The sequence below is a fragment of the Kitasatospora sp. NPDC101235 genome (genome assembly GCF_044767505.1).
Taxonomy (GTDB): domain Bacteria; phylum Actinomycetota; class Actinomycetes; order Streptomycetales; family Streptomycetaceae; genus Kitasatospora.
In genome coordinates, this window is record NZ_JBIWNZ010000012.1 from 15,269 (window position 1) to 40,831 (window position 25,563).

Here is a 25,563-nt window from a genome sequence, read left to right on the forward strand (position 1 = left end):
AGCGGTCGGCAACCGCAGACCTCCTCGCCGACGGAGGTCAGGGTGCCCGGGCGATCAGGACGGGCTGGAAGAAACCGGTGTCGACGGGCTGCTCCCAGCGGATGCCGGTCAGGCTCGCCTCGGAGGCGAAGGTGCTCAGCTGGTCCTGGGTGAGTGCCCAGTAGGTGGAGCGGCGGACGGCGACCTGCCACTGACCGGAGTCGTCCGGCAGGAGCCGGAAGAGCTCCAGGTCGTACCGCTCGCCGTCCTCGTGCCACTGCCAGAGCTGGAAGACGACCGACCGTCGACCGCTGTGCTCGGCGGTCTGCGGCGGGGTGGAGCCGGGCCGGGCACGGCGCAGCTCGTCGTACGGGCGGGTGGTGACCAGCAGCAGTCCGCCCGGGCGCAGGACCCGCCGCATCTCACCGAGCGCGGCGCGCACGTCCGCGGCCGTGAGCAGGTGGGGCAGCGCGTTGTCGGCGCAGACGACGACGTCGAACCGCCCGTCCGGGAAGGGGAGTTCCCGCATGTCGGCGGCGGCCGTGGGCAGCCGGAGGCCGCGCTCGGCGGCCTCGGCGGTGGCGCGGGCGGCGGAGACCGGGCTGAGGTCGGTGCCGGTGACGCGGTGGCCGAGGGAGGCCAGGCCGATCGCCTGGGTGCCGATGCCGCAGGCGCAGTCCAGCACCTCGGCGGGGCCGTCGCCGAGGCCCGCGCGGATCAGGGAGTCCAGCGCGGCGCCCTGGCGGGCGAGCGAGGCGTTCCAGTCGGCGTAGAGGAGGTGGTAGTCGTCGGCGAAATCGTCGTAGAAGCGGCCGAGGGCGGACTGGGTCATGGTGTCAGGGTCTCCACAGGGCCTCGGGGTGGGCGGCAAACCAGGGGGCGTCGGGGCGCGCGGGGAACGGACGGAGGCAGTGCTGTGGGCACAACGCCCCGGGCCCGGTCACGGCACCGTGCCCGGGTGGCGCGCGGGGACCGGTTCGTTCGCCATGGCGTCATCCTCGCCCGGGCGGACCGGCGCGGAGTACCGGTTTTCGGGGCTGCCGAGGGGGAGGGCACATGGCACGACGCCGGAGGAGTCCCGGGCCGGACGGACCACCGCTTCGCCGCGACGGCGGCGAACGGCGCGGGCCTGTCGGGCCGGTGACCGGGGTGATCGAGCTGCCCGAGGGCAGCCGGTGGGACTGGGACGTGTGGTCCTGGCGCCCCGGCGAGCTGCGGCCGGCCGCCGGGTACGACCTCTGTCACGAGTCGGTCCGCGACTGAGGTTGCGGGAGCCCGGTGCGCGGATGGACCAGGGCGACCAGAACGCGGTCGGTGAAGACCAGGTCGTACTTCGGCCCGGCACAGGCCTTCCGCTGCCGCCTGGCCCCGCGCCGCTCCTGCAGTGCCGACTCGCACCGGGCAGGCCACGTGTTCGCCGACTCTGCGATCAAATTGCCGAGATGTGCACGGGACAGGCCGCAGTAGGCAGAATGAGACCAGGCCTCACGGGCCCAGGCCTGCGTCACAACCTGCCCGACCCGTGCGGCCCGTCTCGCCTCACGACCCGATCCGGGGCAGGTCGTAGCGATGTGTGCGATAGCGATCGAACGCCTCCTGCCCGTCCGGAACGAAGCGCCACTGCTGCACGGCCTCGTGCAGTTCCGTCTCCGTCAGCCAACCGTGCCAGGCGACCTCTTCCGGAGCAGGCGTCACCTCGCCCGTGATGACGGCCTCATGCACGCCGAGCCAGTACGGGCTGATCGCACCCCGGCACAGGAACTTGAACAAGAAGCGAACCGGCACATGAACGCCCAGCTCCTCGGCCAGCTCCCGAGCCGCTGCCTGCTCATAGGACTCGCCCACGCCCACAGCCCCGCCGAACATCACCTCGTGGTGACCCGGGAACCGGGACAGGTCATCGGGCCGCCGATAGACCAAAACCCGCCCCTGTTGATCGCGGCAGACCGTTGTCGCGATGCGGTGCAGCCAGCCTCGACGGATGGCCTCACCGCGCTCCACCACCGCCAGCACCCGATCTTGATCATCTACGCGTTCTACCAGTTCGTCCACGGCACCCACGATCGCACGACCCCCGCCAGCGTCTCCGCTCCGACCGAGCCTCTACCAGCTCGCGCAGCCAGGCTCCGCTGTCGCGCACCAAGTCGTCACCACCACGGCCTGGAACCGGTCTTCGCCGACCCGTTGTACGTCCGCTTCCCGGGGTCCTTCCAGGACCCGGTGTTCCGCCCGCCCACGCCCGAGGAGCGGCGGCTGGTGGAGCGGCAGGGCGGGGAGGAAGCCGGCGTGCTGTCAGGTCGTCGCGCCCGAGGCGGGCGGACCAGTAGGGGTCGAGCGCGGTGTGGGTGCTCCCGGTGACCGGGTCCTCGCCGATGCCGATGGCGGGGAAGAAGCAGCGCGAGACGAACTGGTAGGCGCCCTCGGGGTTGTCCGCGACGGCGGTCGCGACGACCCTCCGGTCGCGGAGGGCGGGCGTGGTCAGGGCCGCGAGGTCCGGGGAGAGGTTTCGCACGGTCGTCTCGTCGGTGAAGGCGTCGACGAGCCGAATGCGCATGAGTCGGACCGTGGCGAAGGAACAAAGCGGTCGACCAAGGCCGATCCGGGACGAGTGGACTGATCCCGGGGGTCGACGGTCGCCTGGCGATGGCCTACTGAGGGCCGGCAGTGTTGACGGTGAGTGCCGATCGCCAGGCGCCGCCCCTGTGTCAGGCTCCGTCCAGCGTCTCCACCAGCGCGGTCAGGAACTCCTTGGGCCGTTCCAACTGCACGCTGTGCCCGGCTCCTTCGACCGCGACCTCGCGCACCCGCCCGCCGGCGGCGGCGTAGCGGTCCAGTACGGCGCGGGTCTGTGCCACCATCGGCTGTGCCGGGCAGGTGTCCGCGCCGGGCCAGCCCGGGACCGCACCGATGGCCCCCAGGTGGGCGAGGTCGAAGAGCGAGGTGTCGGAGACGATCACGTCGGCCGTACCGCGGATCCACAGGATCGGCGGCTTCGGCTCGACCAGTTCCAGGTCGTCGATCCGGAAGTGGGTCGGTGCCATCGAGTTGAGCACCCCGCGTTCGCCGGGCCCGAAGCCCGGCCAGGCGTCGCTCGTGCGGCTGTCGCCCGGGTAGTGGTCCTCCCCGGTCCGGGTGGTCAGCATCGCGGTCACGTAGTGGTCCGACTCGGCCAGCGGCTCGCTGACGTAGGCGGTGTTCAGCACCGAGCGCGGCGCGAACGGTGACTCGGCGCCCAGTTCGCCCTCGCCCAGCAGCCGGACGAATTCGGGGGCCGCACCGCCGGCTCCGGAGCCCGCGCCGTCGGGCGAGTTGAGCTGCCCGTCCACCCCGTGGGTGCCGCCGAAGCCGTAGGGGGAGACCGGGTTGACCAGGGTGAGCGAGCGGACCAGCTCAGGGTGGTCGCGCAGCAGTTGCAGCACCACACCGCCGCCCATGCTCCAGCCGACCAGGTGCACCGGTCCGAGTGCCAGCTCCTGGACGTAGGAGAGAAGGTCCTCGCTGTGGTCGCGCAGGCCCCGGGTGGCGTCCACCGGCAGCGGCTCGGTGCCGCCGAAGCCGCGCAGGTCGGGTGCCAGCGGGCGGTAGCGGGCGGGGAGTTCGGTCATGGTCGAGTGCCAGAAGACGCCGGAGGAGACGTTGCCGTGCACCAGGACCACGGGTTCCCCGGTGCGGCCCTCGATCTCGGCGTGGTTCACGGTGAGTCGGTCGGTTGCAATCAGTCGATCGGTGATCATCCGGGTGTCCTCAGTTCAGCCAGCTGGCGACCTGCGCGCTTGCCGCGCTGTCCCAGCCGAGTTCCAGGTGGTTGGCGAAGGCGATCAGCGCGGTGCCGCCGACGGTGCCGAAGCCGGTGGTGTCCAGCGCGCTGGACACGAAGACCACACCGTCGCTGGGACCGCGGTTCTCGTTGAAGATCCCGAGAATGTTGGGCGTGCCGCCGGCCAGGAGGTACGCCGTCACCGAGGAGGGCACCCCGGCCTGCTGCATCGGGCCGATCAGTGAGCCGGCGTTGATCGCGGCCTGGATGCCGCCGCCGTCGGTGTAGAAGCCCTGCCCGCCGTAGTAGGTCGTGTACCAGTCCTGCTGGGTCTGGTCGACGCCGAACACCGAGTCCCAGCGGGCCAGCATCTGCCGCTGCCCGGGGTAGTTGTCGTAGCCGCTCGCGGGGGTGAAGGAGAACTCCGGGTGCGCGGTGTAGGTGCCGTAGCAGGTCATGTGCAGGTGCGGAGAGGGGGCGTTGATCGCACCGCCGCACTGCGGCCAGATCGAGAAGTCGTGCGCCCAGCCGTGTGCGAAGGGGTAGTCGTAGCCGCCGTTCGGGCCGCCGAGGGTGATCAGCTTGCGCACGTCGCCCGCGTACGGGCGGCCCCAGGCGGGCTTGACCGAGGACACGTAGGCCCGCGCGGACATCTCGCCCTTGCTCCAGCCCACCACGTCCACCTGGGGGACGCCGAGCTTGGCACGGATCAGCGCGACCGCGTCGCCGACTTCCTGGGCCTGCATCAGGTTGTCGCCCTGCTTGTGCGCGAAGCCGATCGCGAAGACCCGGTAACCCTGCCCGGCCAGCTTCTGCATCAGCCCGGTGCTCGGGCAGGACGCGGCGCCGCAGCCGTAGCCGCCGGACTCGCCGGGGTTGGCCCAGGCCCGGTCCGGGTTGTCGTTGGCGCCGTGTACCAGCAGCACCGGGACCTGGTGCGCGCCGGTGTTCCAGCCCGGGGCCGAGTAGAGCAGGAAGCGGCCGGAGAAGGGCTGCTTGACGCCGCCGAAGAAGGTGAGCCGTTGGCCGTCCTGGTTGCCGCGGCCGTCCGGCGGGTACTGCTCCTGCCGGAAGCCGGTGGTGGTGTCGAGGTACCGCTCGACGCGGTCCCATCCGTTGGCGACGCTGCTGTAGGTCGCCTCCAGGGTCAGGTTGGACGGCACCGCGGCTGCGGCCGGTCCCGCCGGGACGGCCGCACCGATCAGCGCCAGCACGCCTGCGAGCACCCAGCCCAATCCTCTTCGCCTGCCACGTCCGTTTCTCCACATACCGTGTTCACTCCTCCACGCCGAGGTCCAGCGCGTGACACGCTACGGTTGCCGGAGTGCCACCCCTATGGCGATGGCGCATACCTTGGTCATCCCGGTGTGGGTGCCGCCCACCTGGCCAGGATGCGGGCCCGACGAAGGCTCTATCCGCATAGCCGGCGAACTCGACCTCCTCGTGGAGCGGCCACGGGGTGTGCGGGCACAGGAGGGCTCGCAGTGGCTGCGTCGACGTCACCCCTGCGGGCGTGAAATTTGCTGGAAATCCTTTCAGTGTGCTGGTTGCCGTGAGGGGCGGGCGCGCGGACATCCCCTCCTGTCGTGCGGATGTTCGTCCGGAACCTCACGCAATGTCGGACTTTCTGCCGTCGGATCATGATGCAAGAGTGTGAAAGAAATTGCGCAGGTGTCTTGACGGGGTATCGAATCGGGGTGGAAGGTCTTCACCGAACGCGATGGAAGTGCCGTGGAAGGACCGCTGCCCCGGTCCGCTGGCACATCCATTGCTCTCCGGGTCGACCGCCTGATGAGAACCGGGAGTTGACAGGTCTCCCCGCGCCCACGTGCGACATCCCTCCTCGTATCGCAGGCGCGCCGTCACGGCGGTCCGCATCGGAGCGCGCGGCCGGCTCCGCCCCTCGGCGGAGCCGGCCAGCAGGGACGAAACGCCCACTTCGCTCAGCCGCGCCAGGGCGTTGCCCGGATCTCGAAGCCCGTCAGGCCCTCGGGCTGTTCTTCCCAGACGAGGACCCGGTCCACGATGGCCAGTGGCGGCCCCTGCCTGGTCCACTCGACCAGCCGTTGGACGGCGGCCGAGCTCCCCTCGAACACGGCCTCGACGGTGCCGTCCGGCAGGTTCCGCACCCAGCCCCGCACGCCCTGCGCGGTTGCTTCGTGACGGCAGGTGTCGCGGTAGAAGACCCCCTGCACCTCGCCGGAGACGATCACTCGGCTGCGGATCATCGCCCACTCCCTACGGTGTCCGGGTCACGGTACGGTCCGCCCGCGCGGCGGCCGCCGCGAACGCGCTCGCGTCGAGCACCGCCGCACCGCCCAGGTCGTTGTTGAAGTACACATAAACTTCGGCCGAGTCCGCCCAGCTGTCGGCGATTCGGCCCACCCAGCCGGCCAGCGCCTGCCGCCCGTACCGGGGCCAGGGCCGGGCCCGACCGGCGTGGCAGCGCAGATAGCCCCATTCGCAGGTCCGCCACAGCGGGGTGACCGGGCGTGACTCCCGGTCCGCCCAGCACAGTGCGGCGTTTCGGCCGGTCAGCACCGCACGGATCTCGGGCGTCCACCAGGACGGGTGCCGCGGCTCGACGGCGACCCGCACGCCCGCCGGGAAGGCGGCCAGGCAGCCGTCCAGCAGCTCGGCATCCGCGTGCAGCGTGGGCGGCAGCTGGAGCAGCACCGGGCCGAGCCGCTCCCCGAGCCCCTGTGCCGCCGCGAGCAACCGCTGGACCGGCTCGGCCGGCTCGTGCAGGCGCTTGATGTGGGTGAGGTAGCGACTGGCCTTCACCGCGAACACGAAACCCTCCGGGGTGCGGGCGCGCCAGTCGGCGAAGGTGTCCGGCGAGGGCAAACGGTAGAAGGCGGCATTGCTCTCCACCGTGGCGAACCGCTCGGCGTACTCCTCCAGCCAGCGTCGCTTGGGTGTCCCTTCCGGATAGAGCACCCCGCGCCAGTCGTCGTACTGCCAACCAGAGGTACCGACGATCACCGACATATCTCCAGCAAACACCCATCTGCCGGACCAGGCCCTCGATGAAGATCACAAGCGGCTGTTGTCGCCTCCAGCCCCCGGCCTCGCGGGACAGCGTGTCGGAGCCACGGTCTACGCTCCCCATCACCTACGAGTTCTGGGAAAGGCCGGATGTCCTACGAAGATGACGAGTACCTGCCCGCACTGATCACGGCCCTGGCCGATCCGTCCGAGGAGAAGTGGGCCATCGACGGCTGGCGGATCGAGCGGCTCGGCCTGATCCAGGGGGCTGCCGACTACTGCACGATCTACGACCCGCTGGGGCCGGAGGGCACGGGCGTTCCGATGCGGCCCGGCGGTACGCCCGTCTACCTGGTCTTCCGCGAGGACGCACCCAAGCTCCCGGTGGCCGCTCTGGTGCACCCCAGCGAGACCATCCCGGTTCGGACGGAGGACTGGGGCGACCGTGTGGCGACCCCCTCCGGCCTGGCCGTGTTGCACGCGAACCCCAGCACCACCTGGATCGAACCGGCCGCCCGGATACTCAAGCGCACCTGGGCCGCACTGCACGCGCGCGCCGCCGAGGGCGACGACTGGCAGCTGGAGAACTTCCGCGAGAGCCTCCGGATCGCCTCGGTGGACCCGGCCCACTGGCCGGTGGAACCGGTCGAGGGCGACTTTGCGAACGATTGGCTGATGATCCCGGACGAGGCCGGCACCGGCACCGTGCTGGGCATCCTGGTCAGCCCGGACGGGTCCAACACGACCGCGTGCCTGGACGCCGAGGGCCACACGGTGGCGACCCTGCTCACCTTCGGCTACTGATCCACGGGCGGTATCCCGAACGGCGAGGCCGGTCGCCGGATGGAGCCTGCGGAACGGGCTGGGACCTCGGGCCGACCGGCGGGCTCGGACCGCTCCGGGACTGCCGGTCACACGCCGGGAGCCCCGGAGCGGTGACCACGCAACGGACTCCCGGCGCCTGCCTGCGATCCCCGCTCGCCTGGTGAAGGTCAACGACACGGTGACCACCACGAGTCGGACCGATACCCAGGTGGACACCCTGATCGCCGCGCTGCCCCGGCAGGTATGGAGGCGGCTGTCCGGCGGCCAGGGCGTACGGCGAGCGGATCTACGACTGGGCCTGTGCCGCGATCCGACCGGTGGGGGAGATCGGTTTCGGACACGGGGTTCTGGCCCGCCGCTCCGTCAGCGACCCCACCGAGACCGCCTGGATCCGGTGGCATCGCGGCCCGGGGCGACATGCCGCGGGCCGGTGGCCGCTGCCGGCGGACTCGACGAGGGCGGGTTTCAGCCGCTTGTTGACGCGCGTAGCTGGGAGCCGGCCGCCGGCCCGATGGTCAGCCACGCCGGCCCGGGGCCCGACTCGACCGAGCCTCGGCCAACGAAGTTCGGTCGGACATGCTCCAGGATCTGGCCACGTTCCCTCGAAGCGTAGCCGGCGGTGCTTCCTTGACGCATACTTGACAATTTTCTTTCGGCGGCAGAGGATTTGCGGGCCTGTCGTATGCATGGTGGGGAATGTCCAGTTATTTGCGTGGATCGATTCGCGCGATGCCACCGCAAGCATCTGTCTGATTTTCGGGGAGGTCTGATTCGATTCGAGCGCTACAGTCTTTCGAGGCGCATCGAAGTGCGTACGATGACGCCACCCTGAAATTCCCACAACGAAGGAGGATGCTGTGGAGCAATCCGTGGATCTGTCCCAGGAAGTTGAAGGGGCAGTGGACGAGGCGGACGAGCTCGAGTTCGACCGCGAGACCCTGAGCGACTACCTCGCGATGGTTCACCGCTGCTAGTCCAATGACCGCCCTGGGCGGATGGAGGTCCGCCCAGGGCGGTCCCTGCATCAAAAACGAGGTACTTGTGAGTTCCCGCCTGAATATCGCCCTGGACTCCATGCCACTGGCCGGCGACTACCACTGGCCGATCGATTACGACTCCCGGGTCGTCGGCGGGGCGATCGTGCGGCCCCTTTTCTCGGAATGCTGGGAATCAGCGGAACCGGCCCCCGGGTCGGCCGAGGCGGTATGGACCGTCGACGACGGCAGGACTTGGCGGCTCCGTCTGGACGAGCGCGGACGCTGGTCGGACGGCACGTGGCTGCGGGCCGAGCACGCGCAGGCAGCGGTGGAACGCATCCTCTCGCGGCCCGGGTCCGTGGTCGCTCGACTGCTCGACCGCGATGCCGGAGCGGTCCGGGTGATCGACGGGAACACCCTTGAGTACCGGTTCGCGCAGCCGACCGCCTATGCCCGGGAAGTGCTCACCCTTCCTCAGTTCGCGCCGTTTCGTCCCACGGCCGACGGGAGGAAGGCGAGTCTCGGAAGCTACGAGGAAGTCAGCGTCGGGGAGCGGGAGATTCATCTCGCCCGCCATGACTTCGCCGACGATGCAGTGACCGGAACCGGGGCCGGCCCCACGGCGGAACGTCTCGTCTTCACCCGGCGGGAAACCCACGAGGACGCCCTGGACGCCTACGGTGACGGGGCGCTGGACATCACGCCCACGATCGGGTTCACCCAGGACCAGCTGGACCGGTTCGCAGCCCACCCGCGTTTGGTGAGCCGTGACGTGTCGATGTTCGGAAGTCTTGAATTCGGAACGAGTGCGACCCGGTTCACGGCGTCTCCCGACATCCGGCGGGCCTTGAGCGGTCTGCTGGACCGGGGCCGTCTGGTCAGCAGGGTTCCCGGGTTGCTCAAGCCGTGGTCCCAGCGGTCCGACCTCTGGAGGCGCGCTTCGCCGTCACCGGGCGAGAGCGCGGCGAGGACGGACGCCACGGCAGGGAGCCGGTCGGATGACCGGGAGCTTTCCCTCCTCCGCGAGGCCCTGCGCGGTGACCGGACGATTACCTACGCGGATTTCCCACCCAACGGCGAAGTAGTGGCCGGAATTCGGGACCAACTGAGGGAAGCACTCGGGGTCGTGGTCTCCGTCCGGCCCGTCACATTCCCCGCGTACGTGCGGACCGTGATCAGTGGCGAGTACGACATGCTCTACACGTTGACGACGGCGGATTACCCTCATGTCGCCGCTCTCCTCACGCCCTGGCATTCACGCGGTGCGGCCGGGGACCGCGCCGGGCTGAGAGATCCCGTCCTCGACCGGCTTCTCGACCGGGCGCGCGCTTGCCTGGACCCGGATGCCGCCGAGACGGCATGGGGCCGAGCGGGCGAGAGGTGGCTGGACATGATGCCGAGGATTCCGCTGGTTCAGGTGCGGGCCAACTGCCTGTACTCACAAAAGATCACTGGGTTGGCGATTTCGGGGGCAGGTTTCTTCGACTTCGATCGCATATCGACGAACTGCGCGGAATGACGGCAAGGGCTCGGAGCGAGAGGAACAGCCATGCAATGGGATGTGCCGCCTCCTGGCGGGATGAGAAGCCCCGACCGGCTTCCCACCCAGGCGATCACGTCAATCAACCCGGAGTACCTCACGCCAGACGCCTTGGCCGAACTGGGTGACTGGTTCCGGGCCCGGCCGACAGAGCCGAAGGTGTACCGCGACTTCCTCAGGGTTGATCTCGCCCGTGCCATGGGCGAGGTGATGCGCGAGTTGCCGGTCTGGGAACGGTACAGCGCGGTGCAGCGCCACAAGGACGACCCGCCCACGGCCGGGCACTTCGTCGCCCGGTCCCTGCCTGCCTGTCTGGACGACGGGCGCCTTCGGCCGGGGCACCGGACGGTGCTCCGTACATTCCTCTCGTTCGTCGTCATGTCCGGGGCCCTTCAGGCATGGATCCAGGAGGGGGTCGGCGTGCGGCTGGACCCCACCCGATCGAGCCTGGAACTGGCGTCGTACCGTGCCGGAGACCGCATCGAGGAGCATCAGGACCTGCTGCCCGGCCGGATCCTGGCAGTGAACTTCTACCTCGACGAGACGTACCGGACCGGGTCGGGCGCGCGCCTCGGCTACCGTAACGAGGACGGCCGGGAGTTCTACGTCGATCCCCTGTTCAACACATTCGCGCTCATACCGATCCTTCCGGAATCCTTCCACTGGGTCGAGCCGTACGAGGAGCCGGACATGGGACGGTTCACCGTGAGCGTCGGCCAGCACCGGGTCGTCTGACATGGGCCTTGCAGCGAACCCCGCCCCCCGTGCCGATGTGACACTGCTTTTCCCGCCGTTGGTGGAGACCAGCTTCGGCAGCCTCTACCCGGCCCCTGCCGTACTCGCCGGATACCTCGCCGACAAGGGGATCACGGTCCACCAGATGGACCTGAACGAACGCTTCGCCGAGTTCCTGCTCAGCCCGCCCGTGCTCGCGGCCACGGGCGCGGGTGAGGTCCCGGGTGTGCCGGCCGATTCACTGAGCGCGGCCGCGGCACGCTTGTGCACGCGCTACCGGGACAGACTCATCAGCGTCGAGGGCAGGCACCACTTCGGCGCCGGATCGGAGTTCGGCTATCTGCTGGAGATCCTCGCGCAGCCGTACTCACTGGATCCCGACGAGACAGTCCTCGGCCCGCTCCCGGCCGGCAGCGGCCTCGGCCGCGCCTACCTGGACTTCTACGAATGGGCGGATGTGGCCGGTGAGATCGATGACGATGTCCTCATGGTGGGCATATCCGTCCCCATGGGCCCGCAGCTGTTTCCGGCGTTGGTGCTCGCGGCGCACCTGAAATCCGTGCGGCCGCGCCTCCGATGCGTCCTGGGCGGTCCAGCCCTCAGTCTCATGGACGACGGAGACCTGGAGCAGCTGCTCCGCTCCCACTGCGCCGTCGACTGCGTCGTGCGCTTCGACGGCGAACAGCCGCTGCTGGCCCTCGCCGAAGGGCTGCGAGCCGGCGTGTGGAGTCCTGAGACCGTACCGGGCGTCACCTGTCTGAGCCGGGGTGAGCTGTGCCAGGTGCGACCCGGCCCGGGGCCGAACCTCAACACACTGCCGCCCCCGAAGTACTCCAGGAGTGCGCTGAGCCGGCTGGCGAACCCCACCATGAGCATCACGCAGGCGCGTGGCTGCTACTGGGGGAAGTGCGACTACTGCGACTTCGTGGAACTGTACGACGGGAGTCCGCCTTTCCGGGGACGCCATCCAGGGAACTTCGTCGACGAAGTGGAGTTCCTCGTCGGAGAGTTCGGTATCGAACGCTTCAACTTCGTGACGGAGTCGATCCCGCCGGCCTTCGCGCGGCGCATGAGCTCTCTGCTGATCGAACGCGGCATCAAGATCACCTGGAACTCCTTCGCGATGGTGGACCGGCGGTTCGACCGCGAGCTCCTCTTCCTCATGAAGGAGGCGGGCTGTGAGTTCCTGGTGATCGGGATGGAGACCATGGTCACCCGAGTGCTGAAGCTCGTTCACAAATCCGCTGACCGGGAAGAGAACATTCGTTTCCTGCGGGACGCACGGGACGCCGGCATGAAGCTCCAGGTGAATCTCATTCCCGACCTTCCGTCCACCACGTACGAGGAAGCCATGTCCGCGCTCGCGGACGTGGAGGAACTGTCCGATTGCATCGATGGCATTTCGGTCTTCCCGTTCGAGGCGACCCGCTCGTCCAACGTCGGGAGGAACCCCTCGGACTTCGGCCTGCTGCCCGCCGGGGGCAGCCAGTCCTCCGGCCAGTCCCAGTACGCGCTGAACCACTTCGACAACGTCGACCCGGCGATGACCCCGGAACAGCGGAGAGAGGTCCATCGCCGCTACCGCGACTACGCCCATCGCGTCAACGCCCGAAGCACCGCGGACCCCACGGAGCCGCAGGACATCGGGCTCGACACGCCTGTTCGGCTCGTCCAGGAGAAGCTCGACGTGCTCGACGTGGGCGACAAGTTGGTGTGTACACACATGGGTACGCGTGAGCGGGTCACCGTGCCGGTGGCGTTCTCGCGTGCCCTGGAGCCGTATCTCGACGGGGCCTGGTTCACGCGGGCCGTTCTGTCGGACCGACTCGGCGAGGAGCGGTCCGCTGCCCTGGTCCGCAACCTGGCGGCGTCCCGCATGCTGGCCGTCTCCGGCCCCACCGCGGACTCAGGGCGTTTCCATGAGTAGCCCGAAGGGAAACGACAGTCGCTCTGCTCCCGTCGGCGGGGGACGACGCCTCCGGTTGGTGGAGAGTGTCGTCACGGTTCCTTCCGCCAACGGTCTCCGGTTCGTCCAGGGGACGCGGGCACTCCACGTCAAGGGACCTGCCGCCCTCCTTCGGAACCTGGCCGAACGCCTTGAAGAGGGAATCGACGCCCACGACCTCGAAGGCGCGTCCCGGAGCGCGCGGCTGGCGCGGGAGTTGGAGTCACTGGGCTGGTTGACGGACCGGTCCCCGCGCGTTGTGGAGGAACCCTCCGCGACCGAGCGCCAGTGGGGGTACCTGACGGTCTTCGGCCCCGATGCTCCGCTCATGCAGTCCCGTATCGAGGCTGCCCGGGTGGCCGTTCTCGGCGTCGGCGGGGTCGGTACCGTGGTCGCGCAGCACCTCGTCGGCGCGGGTGCCCGGCGTCTGTGGCTCGTGGACTTCGACACGGTGGCCCTGCACAACTTGAACAGGCAATTCCTGTTCGGCCGACAGGACGTGGGAGCACCCAAGGTCGAGGCCGCCGCTGCGGCCCTGCGGCGGCTGAACCCCCGGATCGACGTACGGGGGATCCACCGCAGGATCCGCGAGGCCACGGACCTGACGGTTCTGCCGACGGACATCGACCTGCTCGTGGTCGCGGCCGACACCCCACGGACCATCGTCGACGTCGTCTGGCTCTGGGCGGCGGAGTACGGTGTGCCCGTCCACATGGCGGCCGTCGGCCTGGAGAGCGGGTACTGGGGGCCTCTACTGATACCGAACAGGGGTCATTGCTGGCCCTGCTTCGAACGAGGACGACGCGCTCTTCTGCCGATCGAGCACGCCGAACTGGACGACGCCGAACTGGAGCCCACGCCCTACTCCTTCGGCCCCTCGAACACCGTCATCTCCGCGCTCCTTGCGCACGACGTGCTCGAGTATCTGGCGAGGGGTCACTGCCCGTCCGAGAATCGGCGGGGCCGGCTGGCCCTGGACGGAACCCCCATGGGCTTCCTGGAGGGGCGGCCCTGCGAATGCGCCGACGGATCGGTCGCAATCGGAACCCGACGGTGAGAAACGCCGTCGCAGCATGAACTGAGACGAAGGGTATGAGCACGTGACAGAGAACGTCTCGCTGAGGGAGACAGGGTTCTTCCGCCTCTGGACGGCGGAATCCGTTTCCCTCGCGGGAGCCCAGGTGACCGCGTTCGCGCTGCCCCTGGTAGCCGTGATCACGCTGGACGCCAGCGCCTGGGAGATGGGGTTGCTCAGTGCGGTGGGCTCCGCCGCCGCACTGCTCTTCGGCCTGTCCGCCGGCGCGTGGTCGGACCGGTACGAACGGCGGGCGGTCATGCTGGTCGCCAATGTGGCGCGGGCTCTCGTGCTCCTGCTGATCCCCGGCCTCTACTTCCTGGACATGCTGACCCTCTACGCGATGGCGGCGGTCGCCTTCGTCGTGGCCGTGCTGACGCTCGTCTTCGACAGCGCGATGGCCAGCTACACACCCCGTCTGGTCGGGAAGCACAACCTCGCTCAGGCCAACTCGTGGATGCAGGGCACCGTCTCGGTCGGTCATGTCGCGGGGCCCGGACTCGCCGGCGCCCTGGTGCAGGTCCTCGGGGCGCCGGCGACCCTGCTGCTGGACAGCGTCAGCTACGTCGTCAGCAGCCTCAACCTGGTCAGGATGCCCAAAGCAGCTCCCGACCGGGCGGCAGGCGAGAAGCCGGAACCGCATTTCCAAGCCGTCCGCGGCGGTCTGCGTCTGTTGGCACGTGACCGGATCCAGCGGCCGCTGGTGATCGGTGCGGCCCACTTCAACTTCTTCACGGCGATGTTCTTCACGCTGTACACGCTCTACACGATCAAGGTACTCGGGTTCAGTTCGCTGCTCTTCGGCGCGCTGACCATGATCGGCGGGGCCTCCGGACTGCTTGGAGCGGCTCTCGCTCCGCGCGCCGGAAGGAAGTTCGGCATGGGCCCGACGCTCGTCACGGTCTTCGCTCTGCCGGGTGTCACCGGACTGCTCATCCCGGCCGCGGTCGCCGTGAACAAGCCGCTGGCAGCGTTCTTCGTCGGGGTGTCCTCCTTCGTCTGGTCATTCGCCGTGGTGATCAACCTGATCCTGAGCGAGACCATCAAGCAGGCCCTCGTACCGGACCGGTACCTCGGCCGGGTCACCTCGGCGTTCCGCTTCGTGGCCTCGGGCGTGGAGCCCTTCGGAGCGCTCGTAGGAGGTGCCCTGGCGGCGGGTTCCTTCGGCATTCCGCGCACCCTCGTGCTCGCCTCGGCCGGTCTGATGACGTCGGCCCTCTGGCCGTTCTTCAGCGACGTACGCCGGTTGAGGGACATCGCGAGCCACGTGACGGAGGACGCGCCGGGCGACGGCAACGTGCCGGTGTTGGCAGGAGAAGACGGTGGTAACCGATGAGTTCCGAGGGAGCGACATGCTGACAAGCGGGTACGACGGGCCGGCCGCGCGCCTCTACGACATGGTCTATTCGGGCCGGTCACGTGACTGGGCTCCACGCATCATGGCCTTCCACGAAGCCAACAGGGCTCGGGACGCCCCTCGGACCGTCATCGACCTGTGCTGCGGCAACGGGCACCTGCTGCGCCATTTCGTGGCCGGAGGGTACACGGGGGTCGGTGTCGACCTCTCGGCTGACATGCTGGAGATGGCACGCAAGAACCTCAAGGACGTGGACTGCGAACGCTACGACCTCATCGAGGCGGACGTCTCCCGGGTGGCTCTGCCGACCGGGGCCGCAGGCCTGGTCGTCTCGACGGTCGACGCACTCAACCATCTGGCGGGGCCGGAGGAATTCAGGGACTGTGTCCGGACGGTGGCTGCCGCCCTGGTGACCGGGGGCCACTTCGTCTTCGACCTGTTGACACCTGTCGGCTTCGCGGACGGCAACCAGGTGGGAGCCACGGTCCTGGAGGACCACGTGGTGGTGAGCCGAGGCGTCTTCCTCCCGGAGCAGTCACGGTCCCATTCCCGCGCCACGGGTTTCCTTCGTCGCAAGGACGGCCTGTACGAGCGGTTCGACCTCAACGCGACCCGCTATGCGTTCACGCCGGAGGAGGTCGAGGGGATTCTGCGTGAGGAAGGCTTCTCGAACGTCCATCGCGCCCGGATAGAGGATCTGGAGACGCCGCTGTCGGACTTCGGCCAGGACGAGCGAGCCTTTTTCGTGGCCCGTCACTGACCCCGTGACCCGTCACTGCCCCCGTGACCCGTCAGCGACACGCCTAAGGAGAGACGGATGAAGGTCGGCGCAATGAGCGAGCCATCGCTGCGCATCGTACGTCGCTTTGTCAATCCGGTGTACCTGGAGCCGGAGGTCCGCGCCGAGCTGCACGCCTGGCACACGAAGGGTACGGGCGGTCCCCGCACGCTCCCCGGCTTCCTGCGCGCCGACTTCGCCACGGCGCTCGGGGACGCTCTGTGTGCGTTGCCCTACTGGGTGCGCTACGCGTCGGTGTACGAGGGGGACGTGCGCACCAGGGAGGTGGCAGAAGAGGGCTGGGAGGAACTCCCCGACAAGGCGGCACGCCACTATCTGATCCGACCCATGCTGGCCGCCGTCGAGTCTCCGGAGGTGGCGGAGGAGCACCGCGAGGTTCTTCGGCAGTTCCTCGCGTTCGTGGTCACGGGGACCCACTTTCTCTCGTGGGTGGCGGACGTCGTCGGTGAACCGCTGGAGCCACGCACCTCGTTCGAATTCACCCGGTACGGCGCCGGCGACCACATCACACCGCACCACGACTTGATTCCGGGCCGGGTACTCGCAGCCAACTTCTACCTGGACAGTCGTTACACGCCCACCGCCGGCGGCCGTCTCTGGTTCCGCGACGCCGACGGCCGGGAGCACGTCACCCTGCCGGAGTTCAACAGCTTCACCATGATTCCGATACGTGACGGCTGCAGGCACTGGGTGGAGCCGTACACCGGCGCCGAACCGGGCCGGTACACCGCGAACCTGCAGATCCACCAGGAGTACTGATGGAAGGGGCGGAGACCATGACGAATGGCACAGCGACCATCCCGAGGACCGGACTCCGGGTGCTGTTCGTGTGTATGCCGTGGGCCTCGCTCGATATGCCGTCCCTGGCGTTGAGTACGCTGGCCCCGGTTGCCGAGAGCGCGGACGACGTGGAATCGGTGTGTGTCCGATACGCCAATCTCCCCTGGGCCGACTACGTCCGCGCCGAGAGTGACGGCCGCATCGGCGCTCAGGAGTACGACGACATCGCCCGCGGAGACAACCTCGCCCTGGGGGAGTGGGTGTTCTCCTCGGCGCTCTACGGCCTTGAGGCCCCCGAGGAGACGGCCTTCCACCGGACGATGACCGATCAGGGGGTCGACCTTTCCCTGGCATCCGAGATGTACCGCCTGGCACCGCGGTTCGTGCGTGACCTGGCACGCTCCATCGTCGAGGGCGGCTACGACGTCGTCGGCCTGACCTCCACCTTCGACCAGAACATCCCGTCACTCGCGCTGGCCCGTGAGATCAAGCGGTTGAACGCCCGTGTGGTCACCGTCCTCGGGGGTGCCAACTGTGACGGGGTGCAGGGTGCGGCCCTGCACCGGAACTTCCCCTTCCTCGACTACGTCGTGCGCGGAGAGGCCGAGCTGGTGCTGCCGCGGCTGCTCCGCTCCCTCGCGGTGGACGGGATCGCGGAGCGGGACGAGGCCGGCCGCCGGGCCGCACTCTCCAAGATCACGGGGCTTTGCTGGCGTACGGCCGAGGGGGAGTCGGTCGCGACTCCGCTCGGTCACACGATGGTCCCGATGGTCAAGGTCCCCTCCCCGGACTTCAGCGCGTACTTCGACGCCCTGGCGACAGCCGGGGTGTCCGACGCCCTCCACCCAAAAGTCCAAGTGGAAGGCGGGCGTGGCTGTTGGTGGGGGGAGAAGCACCACTGCACGTTCTGCGGTCTCAACGGCTCCCTCATGACACACAGGTCGAAGCCGGCCGACCGGGTGCTGGCGGAGATCAAGGACGCGGTGGAGCGGCACCGTGTGCTGGACATCGTCTTCGCCGACAACATTCTCGACATGTCCTACCTCAAGACGCTCATTCCGCCCTTGGGGGAGCTCGGCTGGGACCTGCGAATGTTCTTCGAGGTCAAGTCGAACCTGACGTATGCCCAACTGCGCGACCTGGCCGACGCCGGCGTGACCCAGATCCAGCCCGGGATCGAGAACCTCAGCTCCCGGGTCCTGCGGTTGATGCGCAAGGGCGTCACCGCATGGCAGAACATCCGACTGCTACGGGACTGCCGGACCCTGGCCATCTGGCCGGGCTGGAACCTGCTCTACGGCTTTCCCGGTGAGAGCCCTGAGGACTACGAGCCACTCGTCGAGCAACTCGACCACCTTGTGCACCTGTTCCCGCCGGAACGAATCATGCCGATCATGCTCACCCGCTTCAGCCCCTACTTCGATGACCCCGAACTGGGCATGGTCAACCGGGGGCCATCCCAACTCCTCAGCACCGTATACCGGTTGCCGGAGGAAGAGCTGGGCGAGCTGGTGTACGTCTTCGACAGCGCACCGGCAGGCATCTCCCCTGAACTGGCCGCGAGGATGGTCAAGGGCATCGACGCATGGAAGCAGGCCCACGTCGGAGCCAGGCTCGTCGCCATGGAGGAGGGAGCGGCCATCCGCATCGTGGACGAGCGCCGTCGCGAGCGACCGCGCGAGTTCACTCTGCGGGAGACCTGGCACGTGGTCGCGTACAGGGCACTGCTGAAGGGCAGGTCGTTCAAGGCGCTCGGTGACCGTCTCAGGGATGCCGGCGTGCACCCCGGTGACGAGGCGGTGCGCGAGCTGCTCGGCGTCTGGCGCGAAGCCGGCCTGGTCTTCCGGGACGAGGACAATCATGTCGCACTCGCGACAGGTCTGGAGTACACATGATCTCCCCCGCCACGAGGAAGGCCGAGGCGGACACGGCCCCCACGTCACGGCAGGCGGCCGAAGTCTCCGCTCGCAGGGGCCTGTTCGTTCCCAGGCACCCCGCCACCCGGTACGCGCGCGATGAACTGGTCACCCTGGCGCGGTCCGGAATCCGGGGTTTCCGCGTCACCGAACCGGTGCGCCTCACCGCCGAGGCCCCCGAGGCCGCCGCCCGGCACCTGTGCGCTCTGAGGGATGCCGCCGCGGTGGGCCTGCGCACCATCTGGCAGGGCACCCTGCAGGGCATCCCGACAGCCCCGCTCCACCACCTCGATCCGCCGCGCGGAGAGGACCGGGCGCTGCTCTGGCCGGTACCGCTCGGCCCGCGGTTGACGCTGCGGCACGGACCTGGCTACCTCCAGGTCGAGGACCGCCGGGGAGGCACGGGCGTGCACCGCCTCCTGATCGACTCTCCGAACGAGGTCAGGGTTCTCCGCGACCCGGCCATGTCCTGTGTCGCCGAGGCGGAACTGAGCAGGCATGACCTCGCCGCCGTGCGTTCCCTGGCCGACCGCGGACTCTTCATGCGCATCGGCACCGTCTGGTTCGCGCTCCCCGTGCGATTCCGGTACGCCCGTGGCTGACCCCCTGGAGGAGACCCTCACATGAAACCGACGCCCCAACCGTCCCTCGAATCCGCCGCATTCATGCGCCGTTTCGCGTCATTCGTGAATCCCGAGCATCTGCGGTCGGAGGACAGGCTGTCGGCCTGGATCAGGAGTCAGCCTGCCGAGCCGTTGGTGTTCCGGGACTTCCTCGTCGAGGACCGGGCCCGCGCCGTCGCGGAGGCCATGCGTGCCGTGGATGTCTGGTCGCGCTGTGCCACCACGTACCACGGGACGCAGGGTGCCACCGAGATCACCGAGGCGGAGTGGACGGACCATCCCGACCGGGCGGCGCGGCACTTCGTGGCCCGGCCGCTGGGCCGCGTCCTGGAACCAGGCGCGCTGGCCGATGCCTCCCGCAGGGCCGTCGAGCAGTTCCTGGCGTTCGCGGTACTCCAGGGCCCCCTGCGTGCCTGGCTCTCCGCCGGCACCGGGATCGAGCTGGACGGCCGTTCCACGGTCGAGTTCGCCTGCTACAGCGCCGGTGACGAGATTCGCCCGCACCAGGACCTGCTGCCCGGCCGGGTCATGGCCGTGAACTTCTACCTGGACGAGAACTACCGGCGAGGCACCGGCGGGCGGCTCGGATACCGGAACGAAGCAGGGGAGGAGTTCTTCGTCGATCCGCTCTTCAACACGTTCTCGCTGATCCCTGTCCGTGAGAAGTGCTGGCACTGGGTCGAGCCCTTCCGGGGCGAGGGGGTGGGACGCTACACGGTGAGCATCGGTCAGAACCGTTCCGTCTGAGGAAAATGTCGTCCCGTGCCGAGTCGGTGGAAGGGAATGCGGTGAAGGAGCCCTCCGAACTCCTGGGTGCTGTAAGGCGGTTCTACCGCGGACGAAAGGTCGTTCTGGTCGGGCAGCCATTGTCCCAGTACGCCAGGCAGATCGAGACCCTGCGCGAGGTCGGCGCGCACAGCCCGTTCGTGGTCGCGAGCGGTCCAGGACCAGGGCCCGCCCCCGAGCCGCACGTGGACCACTTCATGGTGCGGCTGAGCACCGGAAGCCATACGGACATCTCGCGCTCCACCGAGGAACTCCTGGCCGATCCGCCCGCCGCTCTGCGTGCGGCACTGGACGCGTACGACCCCGAGGGGACGGCGATCGTTCTGTGCGAGGCGAACATCATGACGCGTACGTTCTGCGGCCGGCTGATCGCCGATGCCCAGCCGGATGTCCTGGCCAGGATCGCCGACTGGGACGAGGAGGACCTGCTCTGGAAATCCGTGGGAGTGCGACGGCCTCCGGCTTCCGTGGTCCGTTCCGAGGCCGGCGAACTGACCAGGGCGCACGAGCGACATGATCTCGGCCAGGGCACGCTCTGGCGCGCCGACCCGCGGGCGGGGATGCATGTGGCCATGGAGCAGACCCGGTTGGTCAGGGAGGGGACGGACGTCACCCGCGCGGTGCGGTGGGCGCAGGACCACGCCGAGCGCATCCAGGTCTCCTCCTTCGTCACGGGTATCCCCGTCGCCGTCAACGGCTTCGTCATGACGGACGGGACCGCCGTGCTGCGCCCGTACGAGGAGCTGCTGTTCCGGCAGGGTGAACACCTCCGTTTCGCGGGCTGCTCCACCCACTTCGACCCTGCCCTGGCCGACCGCGACCGGTTGCGGCGTCTGACCGCCGAGGTGGGCGCCTACCTCTCCCGGACCTTCGGGTTCCACGGCGCGTTTCACGTCAGTGGCCTGCTGGGGAGCGCGGGCTTCGTGCCGCACGCCCTGGTGCCCCGCGCGGGAGCGGCCATGGGGCTGATGACCCGGTTCCTTCCCTGGCTGCCCTTGATCCAGGCGGTCCTCATCCACGGAGGGGATGGCGCGCTGTGCCCGGGCGACCTGGAAGGGGAACTGCTCCATCACCTCGAAACCCAGCGATGCGCGGCCATCGCCATCCATACTCCGGTGAGACCGGATCAGGATGTGCGTACGCTATGGCTGACGCGAGGTGAGAGGACGGTCAGGGTCGTCAGGGGTGGGGAGCACAGTGACGCCTGCTTGGTGCACTCGGGGGCCGGAAACGACGGCGCGCTGGTGGCGCTGATCGCCGGCCCCGCGTTCGCGGGGGCGGGCGAGAGCGTGGCTCCCCTGGTGTCGGAGGCGTTCGCGCTTGCCGACGAGCGGTGGGGGACCGGAATCGGCGCACTGACCCCGGCGAGCCTGTTGAGATGACGCAACAGTCGTATCCGGAACCGAGAGGGCGGGCGCACACACATGGGATTCCTGGAGTTCAACGGCGTTGGATGGGACCTTCCTGATGGCCGACCACTCCTTCAGGATGTCAACTTCACGGTGAGTGCGGGGGAAGTGGCGGTCCTGGTCGGAGCCAACGGCGTGGGCAAGAGCACCCTCGTCGGCATCGCCGGGGGAACCGTCACGCCGCGTCGGGGCGCCGTGAGCGCACAGGGAGGCATGGCGCTGATGCCGCAGTTCATCGGCTCCGTGCGGGACGACACCACGGTGCGCGACCTCCTGCTGGCAGCCGCCCCGCTCCGGACCAGGGAGGCCGCCGCCGCGATGGACGTCCTCGAACGCCAGATGACGGCGCGCGACGACGAGCGGACCCAGATGCGTTACGCCGAGTCCCTCACGGCCTGGGGCGAGGCCGGCGGCTACGACATCGAGGTGCTGTGGGACGTCGTCACCACCGCCGCGCTGGGAGCCTCCTTCGACCGGGTGCGATCTCGCGAGGTGAACACCCTCTCCGGCGGGGAGCAGAAGCGGCTCGTCCTGGAGGCACTGTTCCGGGGACGGGAACAGGTTCTCATCCTCGATGAGCCCGACAACTACCTGGACGTGCCGGGTAAACGCTGGCTCGAGGAGCAGTTGGCCGCCACGGACAAGGCGGTTCTGATGGTGAGTCACGACCGCGAGCTCCTGGGGAACGTGTCGACGAAGGTCGTCACACTGGAGGGCCGGAGCGCCTGGGTCCACGGCGGCTCCTTCACCACCTGGCGGGCCGCCCGCCAAGCCAGGCAGGACCGCCTGGTCGAGCTTCACCGCCGATGGGACGAGGAACACGAGCGGCTGAAGGAGCTGGTCATCCGCCTGCGGGAGCAGGCCAAGCTCAGCGCCGCGATGGCACCCCGCTACCGGGCCGCGATGACCAGGCTGCACCGGTACGAGAGTGAGGGGCGTCCTCCCGAGATCCCCCGCGAGCAGCACGTGCGGCCCCGGCTGGAGGGCGGGCGGACGGGCACCCGCGTACTCACCTGTGAGGGACTGGGACTCACCGGGCTCATGGACCCCTTCGAACTGGAGGTCTACTACGGGGACCGGGTGGCCATCCTCGGGTCGAACGGCTCGGGGAAGAGTCATCTGCTGCGACTCTTCGCCGGCGACCAGGTGGCGCACTCCGGCCACTGGAAGCTCGGCGCCCGCGTCGTCGTCGGCTTCTTCGCGCAGACGCACCAGCATCCGGAGTGGATCGGCAGGACGCTGGTCGAGATCATGGGGCGCGGTGAGGGCACCCGGGACGGCCTGGACCGCGGTGCTGCGGTCGGGGTGCTCTCCCGGTACGAACTGGCCGGCGCGGCCGACCAGCGCTTCGAGACCTTGTCCGGCGGGCAGCAGGCCCGGTTCCAGGTGCTCTTGCTGGAGCTCGGCGGGGCCACCCTCCTCCTCCTGGACGAGCCGACCGACAACCTCGACCTGGTGTCGGCGGAGGCTCTCCAGAATGCCGTGGAGCAGTTCAACGGAACCGTGATGAGCGTGACGCACGACCGTTGGTTCGCAGGCTCCTTCGGCCGTTTTCTCCTTTTTCGGTCAGATGGCACGGTGGTGGAAACGGTCGAGGCGGTCTGGGATGAAGGAAGGGTCGCCAGAGAGCGTTGAGCCGGCCCGCATCAAAAAGAGCAATCCCCATGCAAGGATTGACGTTCGCGACCTGCCGGGGGATTATTTAGCGGCAATTCCAGAATCGGACCGAGGGGAATTGAATCAAATGGGAAACGACGCATCCGTTCTCGCCGAACCAGTGGCGGCGCCCAGTGAGGACTGGGTTCCCACGCCTGCTGATCTCGAGTTCAGGCGGGAGCCGCTGGAAGAGACGCTGTCCCTCGTGCACCTCCACAGGGGCTGAGGCAGCCGCATTCAGGGCGCACTGAGAGCGGGCAGGTGCGGGTCGGCAACGAAATGCGCGCCTGTCCGCTCTCGCGGTTAAACTTTTGCATGCCGGGCAAAACGGAGGCTTTGTGTCGATTCGCAAGGTAGAAGACAAGCCAGAGGTAATGCTCTTGTTTCCTCCGCTGGTTGAATCGAGTTTCGGCAGCCTCTATCCGTCCACCGCGGTACTGGCCGCCTGGTTGCGGCAGCACGGCTTCTCGTCGGTTCAGAGAGATCTGAACTCGGAGTTTGCCGAGTACCTGCTCACCGAGAGGAACCTCGCTCGGCTGGCGGCCGGAGGCGTGCCCGGTGTCGCCCGCGAATCCCTCATTGCCAGCTGTGCGCGCTGGGCGGCGCGTCAGCGCGATCGGCTGACCGACGCCAACGGCGCCCGACTGCTGGGCCGTACCACCCAGGTCGGATACGTGGTGGAAGAGCTTGCTCACCCGTTCCTCGTGGATCCCGACGCCGCGGCCCTCTCCGCCATCACTGCGCGCCGCCGTGCCACGCACCCGCTCGATTTCCACTCCGCGTTCCTGGAGTGGGCCGAGTGCGAGCGCGCCGTACCGGACTCCGTCGGGCTGGTCGGAATCTCGGTCCCCATGGGACCGCAACTCGTTCCCGCGCTGCTGTTGGCCCAGACGCTCAAGACCGCCCGGCCCGACGTCAGGATCGTCCTCGGCGGCCCTGTCCTCAGCCTGATGGACCTGCCGGCCCTCTACGAACTCCTCGCCACCCACCGGGCCGTCGACGCCGCAGTGCGGTTCGATGGTGAATTCCCGTTGCTGGAACTGGCGCGGCAGGTTCGGGCGGGACAGTGGCTGCCCGGTCGCGTGCCCGGTGTATCGGCTCTCGTGGACGGTGCCGTCCAGCACGTGCCGCCCGGTGCCGGGCCGGCGCTCAACTCCCTCCCGACACCGGACTATCCGGCCACCGATGTCGCGAAGCTCGCCGTCCGGAAGCTCAGCGTCACTCAGGCGCGTGGCTGCTACTGGGGAAAGTGCGACTACTGCGACTTCGTCGAGCTCTACGACGGCAGCCCGCCCTTCCGCGGTCGCCGGCCCGAGGCGGTGGTCGCCGACATCGAGGAGCTGGCCGCCCGCTACGGGATCCGCGAATTCAGCTTCATCACGGAGTCGATCCCGCCTGCCTTCGCCCGCCGGGTCAGCCGGCTGATCATCGACCGGGGCATCGACATCACCTGGGACTCCTTCGCCATGGTCGATCGGCGCTTCGACCGCGAATTGCTGGAACTGATGGTGCAGGCGGGCTGCCGCTACCTGGTGGTCGGTATGGAGACGATGACCACGCGCGTGCTGCAGCTGGTCCACAAGTCGGCGGACCGGGCCGAGAACCAGCGATTCCTGCGTGAGGCGCGCGCCGCCGGGATGAGGCTCAGCGTCAACCTCATCCCGGATCTGCCCAGTACGACGTATCAAGAGGCTCTGGAGTCCCTCGCGGATGTGGAGGCGCTGGCAGACTGTCTCCACACCGTCTCCGTGTTCCCGTTCGAGCCGACGAGGTCCTCCAACATCGGGCGCGCTCCGGACCGGTTCGGTCTGATCCCTGTGGCCGACATCTCGGCGGAGAGCCAGGCGCAGTACTCCCTCAACCACATGTCGAGCGTTGATCCGGCGATGACCGTGGAGGAACGGGCCGACGTGTACGCCCGGTTCCGGACCTTCGCCCGCCGCGTGAACCGGCGCGACGGGAGGGGCTCCGGAGCCCCCGTCGGGTCCTTCCTCTCGGATATGGGTCCCGATGCGTCTTTCAGGCTGATCACGGAGGACCTCGACCTGATCGACCGGGACGGCGAGATGGTCTGCACTCACATCATCGGCAAGGAGCGCATCGTCATCCCCCGGGCGGCAGCGGTCCTGCTGCACCCCTACCTCGACGGCCGGGGGTTCTCGGTCGGCAGCCTGGTGGAACGGATCGGGGACACCGCAACCCGTGCCCTGCTGGGCAACCTGTTGGATGCCGGGATGATCGGGGCCGTGTAACGACCGGCCGTCCTCCGGTCCGAGGACCACCGAGCCACGGGTGGTAGAGGCGGCCCGGACGCGCGGATCGTCCGGATCGACCTCGTCGTCCTCCCATGGCCAGGCCTTCTCCGGCAGGACCAGGTCCGGCCGGTGTTCACTTCAGCCGTCTTTCGGCCAACTGT

At 68.7% G+C, this 25,563-nt stretch carries 22 protein-coding genes; 15 read left to right on the forward strand and 7 right to left on the reverse strand.

Going from position 1 to position 25,563, the window contains the following annotated elements:
- Nucleotides 1–37: 37 nt before the first annotated feature.
- On the reverse strand, nucleotides 38–811 hold the full coding sequence (locus tag ACIRRH_RS20780; protein WP_403069261.1) for a class I SAM-dependent methyltransferase: 774 nt from the start codon (nucleotides 809–811) through the stop codon (nucleotides 38–40).
- 308 nt (nucleotides 812–1,119) lie between these two features.
- Here ACIRRH_RS20780 and ACIRRH_RS20785 point away from each other — a divergent pair, with 308 nt between their 5' ends.
- On the forward strand, nucleotides 1,120–1,242 hold the full coding sequence (locus ACIRRH_RS20785) for a hypothetical protein (RefSeq protein WP_403069263.1): 123 nt from the start codon (nucleotides 1,120–1,122) through the stop codon (nucleotides 1,240–1,242).
- Between the two features lie 276 nt (nucleotides 1,243–1,518).
- Here ACIRRH_RS20785 and ACIRRH_RS20790 read toward each other — a convergent pair whose 3' ends face one another.
- From ACIRRH_RS20790 to ACIRRH_RS20815, 6 genes are all read right to left on the reverse strand, one after another.
- The gene (locus tag ACIRRH_RS20790) at nucleotides 1,519–2,031 is read right to left on the reverse strand and encodes an NUDIX hydrolase (protein ID WP_403069266.1); all 513 of its coding nucleotides are present in this window, start codon (nucleotides 2,029–2,031) and stop codon (nucleotides 1,519–1,521) included.
- Nucleotides 2,003–2,533, reverse strand: coding sequence for a PhzF family phenazine biosynthesis protein (locus ACIRRH_RS20795; RefSeq protein WP_403069269.1), 531 nt, complete (start codon nucleotides 2,531–2,533; stop codon nucleotides 2,003–2,005). Before ACIRRH_RS20795 ends, ACIRRH_RS20790 begins: the two co-directional genes overlap by 29 nt.
- 151 nt (nucleotides 2,534–2,684) lie before the next feature.
- Nucleotides 2,685–3,713 (reverse strand): alpha/beta fold hydrolase, encoded by a 1,029-nt coding sequence (locus ACIRRH_RS20800; RefSeq protein ID WP_403069272.1) that lies wholly within the window; start codon nucleotides 3,711–3,713, stop codon nucleotides 2,685–2,687.
- 10 nt (nucleotides 3,714–3,723) lie between these two features.
- Nucleotides 3,724–4,962 carry an esterase/lipase family protein gene (locus tag ACIRRH_RS20805; RefSeq protein WP_403069274.1) on the reverse strand — a complete coding sequence of 413 codons (1,239 nt, stop codon included), beginning with the start codon at nucleotides 4,960–4,962 and terminating at the stop codon, nucleotides 3,724–3,726.
- Between the two features lie 717 nt (nucleotides 4,963–5,679).
- Nucleotides 5,680–5,964, reverse strand: coding sequence for an acylphosphatase (locus ACIRRH_RS20810; RefSeq protein ID WP_153465354.1), 285 nt, complete (start codon nucleotides 5,962–5,964; stop codon nucleotides 5,680–5,682).
- 10 nt (nucleotides 5,965–5,974) lie between these two features.
- On the reverse strand, nucleotides 5,975–6,727 hold the full coding sequence (locus ACIRRH_RS20815) for a DUF72 domain-containing protein (RefSeq protein ID WP_403069277.1): 753 nt from the start codon (nucleotides 6,725–6,727) through the stop codon (nucleotides 5,975–5,977).
- A 147-nt stretch (nucleotides 6,728–6,874) separates the two neighbouring features.
- Here ACIRRH_RS20815 and ACIRRH_RS20820 point away from each other — a divergent pair, with 147 nt between their 5' ends.
- The 14 genes from ACIRRH_RS20820 (at nucleotide 6,875) to ACIRRH_RS20885 (ending at nucleotide 25,399) form a co-directional block, all read left to right on the forward strand.
- Nucleotides 6,875–7,528: a hypothetical protein gene (locus ACIRRH_RS20820; protein ID WP_403069280.1), complete on the forward strand. Its 654-nt coding sequence runs from the start codon at nucleotides 6,875–6,877 to the stop codon at nucleotides 7,526–7,528.
- A 1,062-nt stretch (nucleotides 7,529–8,590) separates the two neighbouring features.
- The gene (locus tag ACIRRH_RS20825) at nucleotides 8,591–10,045 is read left to right on the forward strand and encodes an ABC transporter substrate-binding protein (protein WP_403069283.1); all 1,455 of its coding nucleotides are present in this window, start codon (nucleotides 8,591–8,593) and stop codon (nucleotides 10,043–10,045) included.
- A 30-nt stretch (nucleotides 10,046–10,075) separates the two neighbouring features.
- Complete coding sequence (locus ACIRRH_RS20830; protein ID WP_403069285.1) at nucleotides 10,076–10,801, forward strand: hypothetical protein; 726 nt, start codon at nucleotides 10,076–10,078, stop codon at nucleotides 10,799–10,801.
- A gap of 37 nt (nucleotides 10,802–10,838) precedes the next feature.
- Nucleotides 10,839–12,728: a B12-binding domain-containing radical SAM protein gene (locus tag ACIRRH_RS20835; RefSeq protein ID WP_403069287.1), complete on the forward strand. Its 1,890-nt coding sequence runs from the start codon at nucleotides 10,839–10,841 to the stop codon at nucleotides 12,726–12,728.
- Nucleotides 12,729–12,786: 58 nt separating this feature from the next.
- The gene (locus ACIRRH_RS20840; RefSeq protein WP_403069289.1) at nucleotides 12,787–13,803 is read left to right on the forward strand and encodes a ThiF family adenylyltransferase; all 1,017 of its coding nucleotides are present in this window, start codon (nucleotides 12,787–12,789) and stop codon (nucleotides 13,801–13,803) included.
- Nucleotides 13,804–13,846: 43 nt separating this feature from the next.
- On the forward strand, nucleotides 13,847–15,157 hold the full coding sequence (locus ACIRRH_RS20845; RefSeq protein ID WP_403069292.1) for an MFS transporter: 1,311 nt from the start codon (nucleotides 13,847–13,849) through the stop codon (nucleotides 15,155–15,157).
- A complete protein-coding gene (locus ACIRRH_RS20850; RefSeq protein ID WP_403069295.1) occupies nucleotides 15,144–15,938 on the forward strand; it encodes a class I SAM-dependent methyltransferase in 795 nt (264 codons plus the stop codon). The genes ACIRRH_RS20845 and ACIRRH_RS20850 overlap by 14 nt, the downstream gene beginning before the upstream one ends.
- A 57-nt stretch (nucleotides 15,939–15,995) precedes the next feature.
- A complete protein-coding gene (locus tag ACIRRH_RS20855) occupies nucleotides 15,996–16,736 on the forward strand; it encodes a 2OG-Fe(II) oxygenase (protein WP_403069298.1) in 741 nt (246 codons plus the stop codon).
- Nucleotides 16,737–16,753: 17 nt separating this feature from the next.
- Entirely contained in the window at nucleotides 16,754–18,652 is a 1,899-nt protein-coding gene (locus tag ACIRRH_RS20860) for a RiPP maturation radical SAM C-methyltransferase (protein WP_403069301.1), read from the forward strand.
- Nucleotides 18,649–19,275 (forward strand): DUF5825 family protein, encoded by a 627-nt coding sequence (locus tag ACIRRH_RS20865; RefSeq protein WP_403069304.1) that lies wholly within the window; start codon nucleotides 18,649–18,651, stop codon nucleotides 19,273–19,275. Before ACIRRH_RS20860 ends, ACIRRH_RS20865 begins: the two co-directional genes overlap by 4 nt.
- A gap of 84 nt (nucleotides 19,276–19,359) precedes the next feature.
- A complete protein-coding gene (locus ACIRRH_RS20870) occupies nucleotides 19,360–20,043 on the forward strand; it encodes a 2OG-Fe(II) oxygenase (RefSeq protein WP_403069307.1) in 684 nt (227 codons plus the stop codon).
- A gap of 41 nt (nucleotides 20,044–20,084) precedes the next feature.
- Entirely contained in the window at nucleotides 20,085–21,464 is a 1,380-nt protein-coding gene (locus ACIRRH_RS20875) for a hypothetical protein (RefSeq protein WP_403069310.1), read from the forward strand.
- 42 nt (nucleotides 21,465–21,506) lie between these two features.
- The gene (locus ACIRRH_RS20880) at nucleotides 21,507–23,126 is read left to right on the forward strand and encodes an ABC-F family ATP-binding cassette domain-containing protein (RefSeq protein WP_403069312.1); all 1,620 of its coding nucleotides are present in this window, start codon (nucleotides 21,507–21,509) and stop codon (nucleotides 23,124–23,126) included.
- A 359-nt stretch (nucleotides 23,127–23,485) separates the two neighbouring features.
- Nucleotides 23,486–25,399 (forward strand): B12-binding domain-containing radical SAM protein, encoded by a 1,914-nt coding sequence (locus ACIRRH_RS20885; RefSeq protein ID WP_403069315.1) that lies wholly within the window; start codon nucleotides 23,486–23,488, stop codon nucleotides 25,397–25,399.
- The last annotated feature ends 164 nt before the right edge of the window (nucleotides 25,400–25,563 follow it).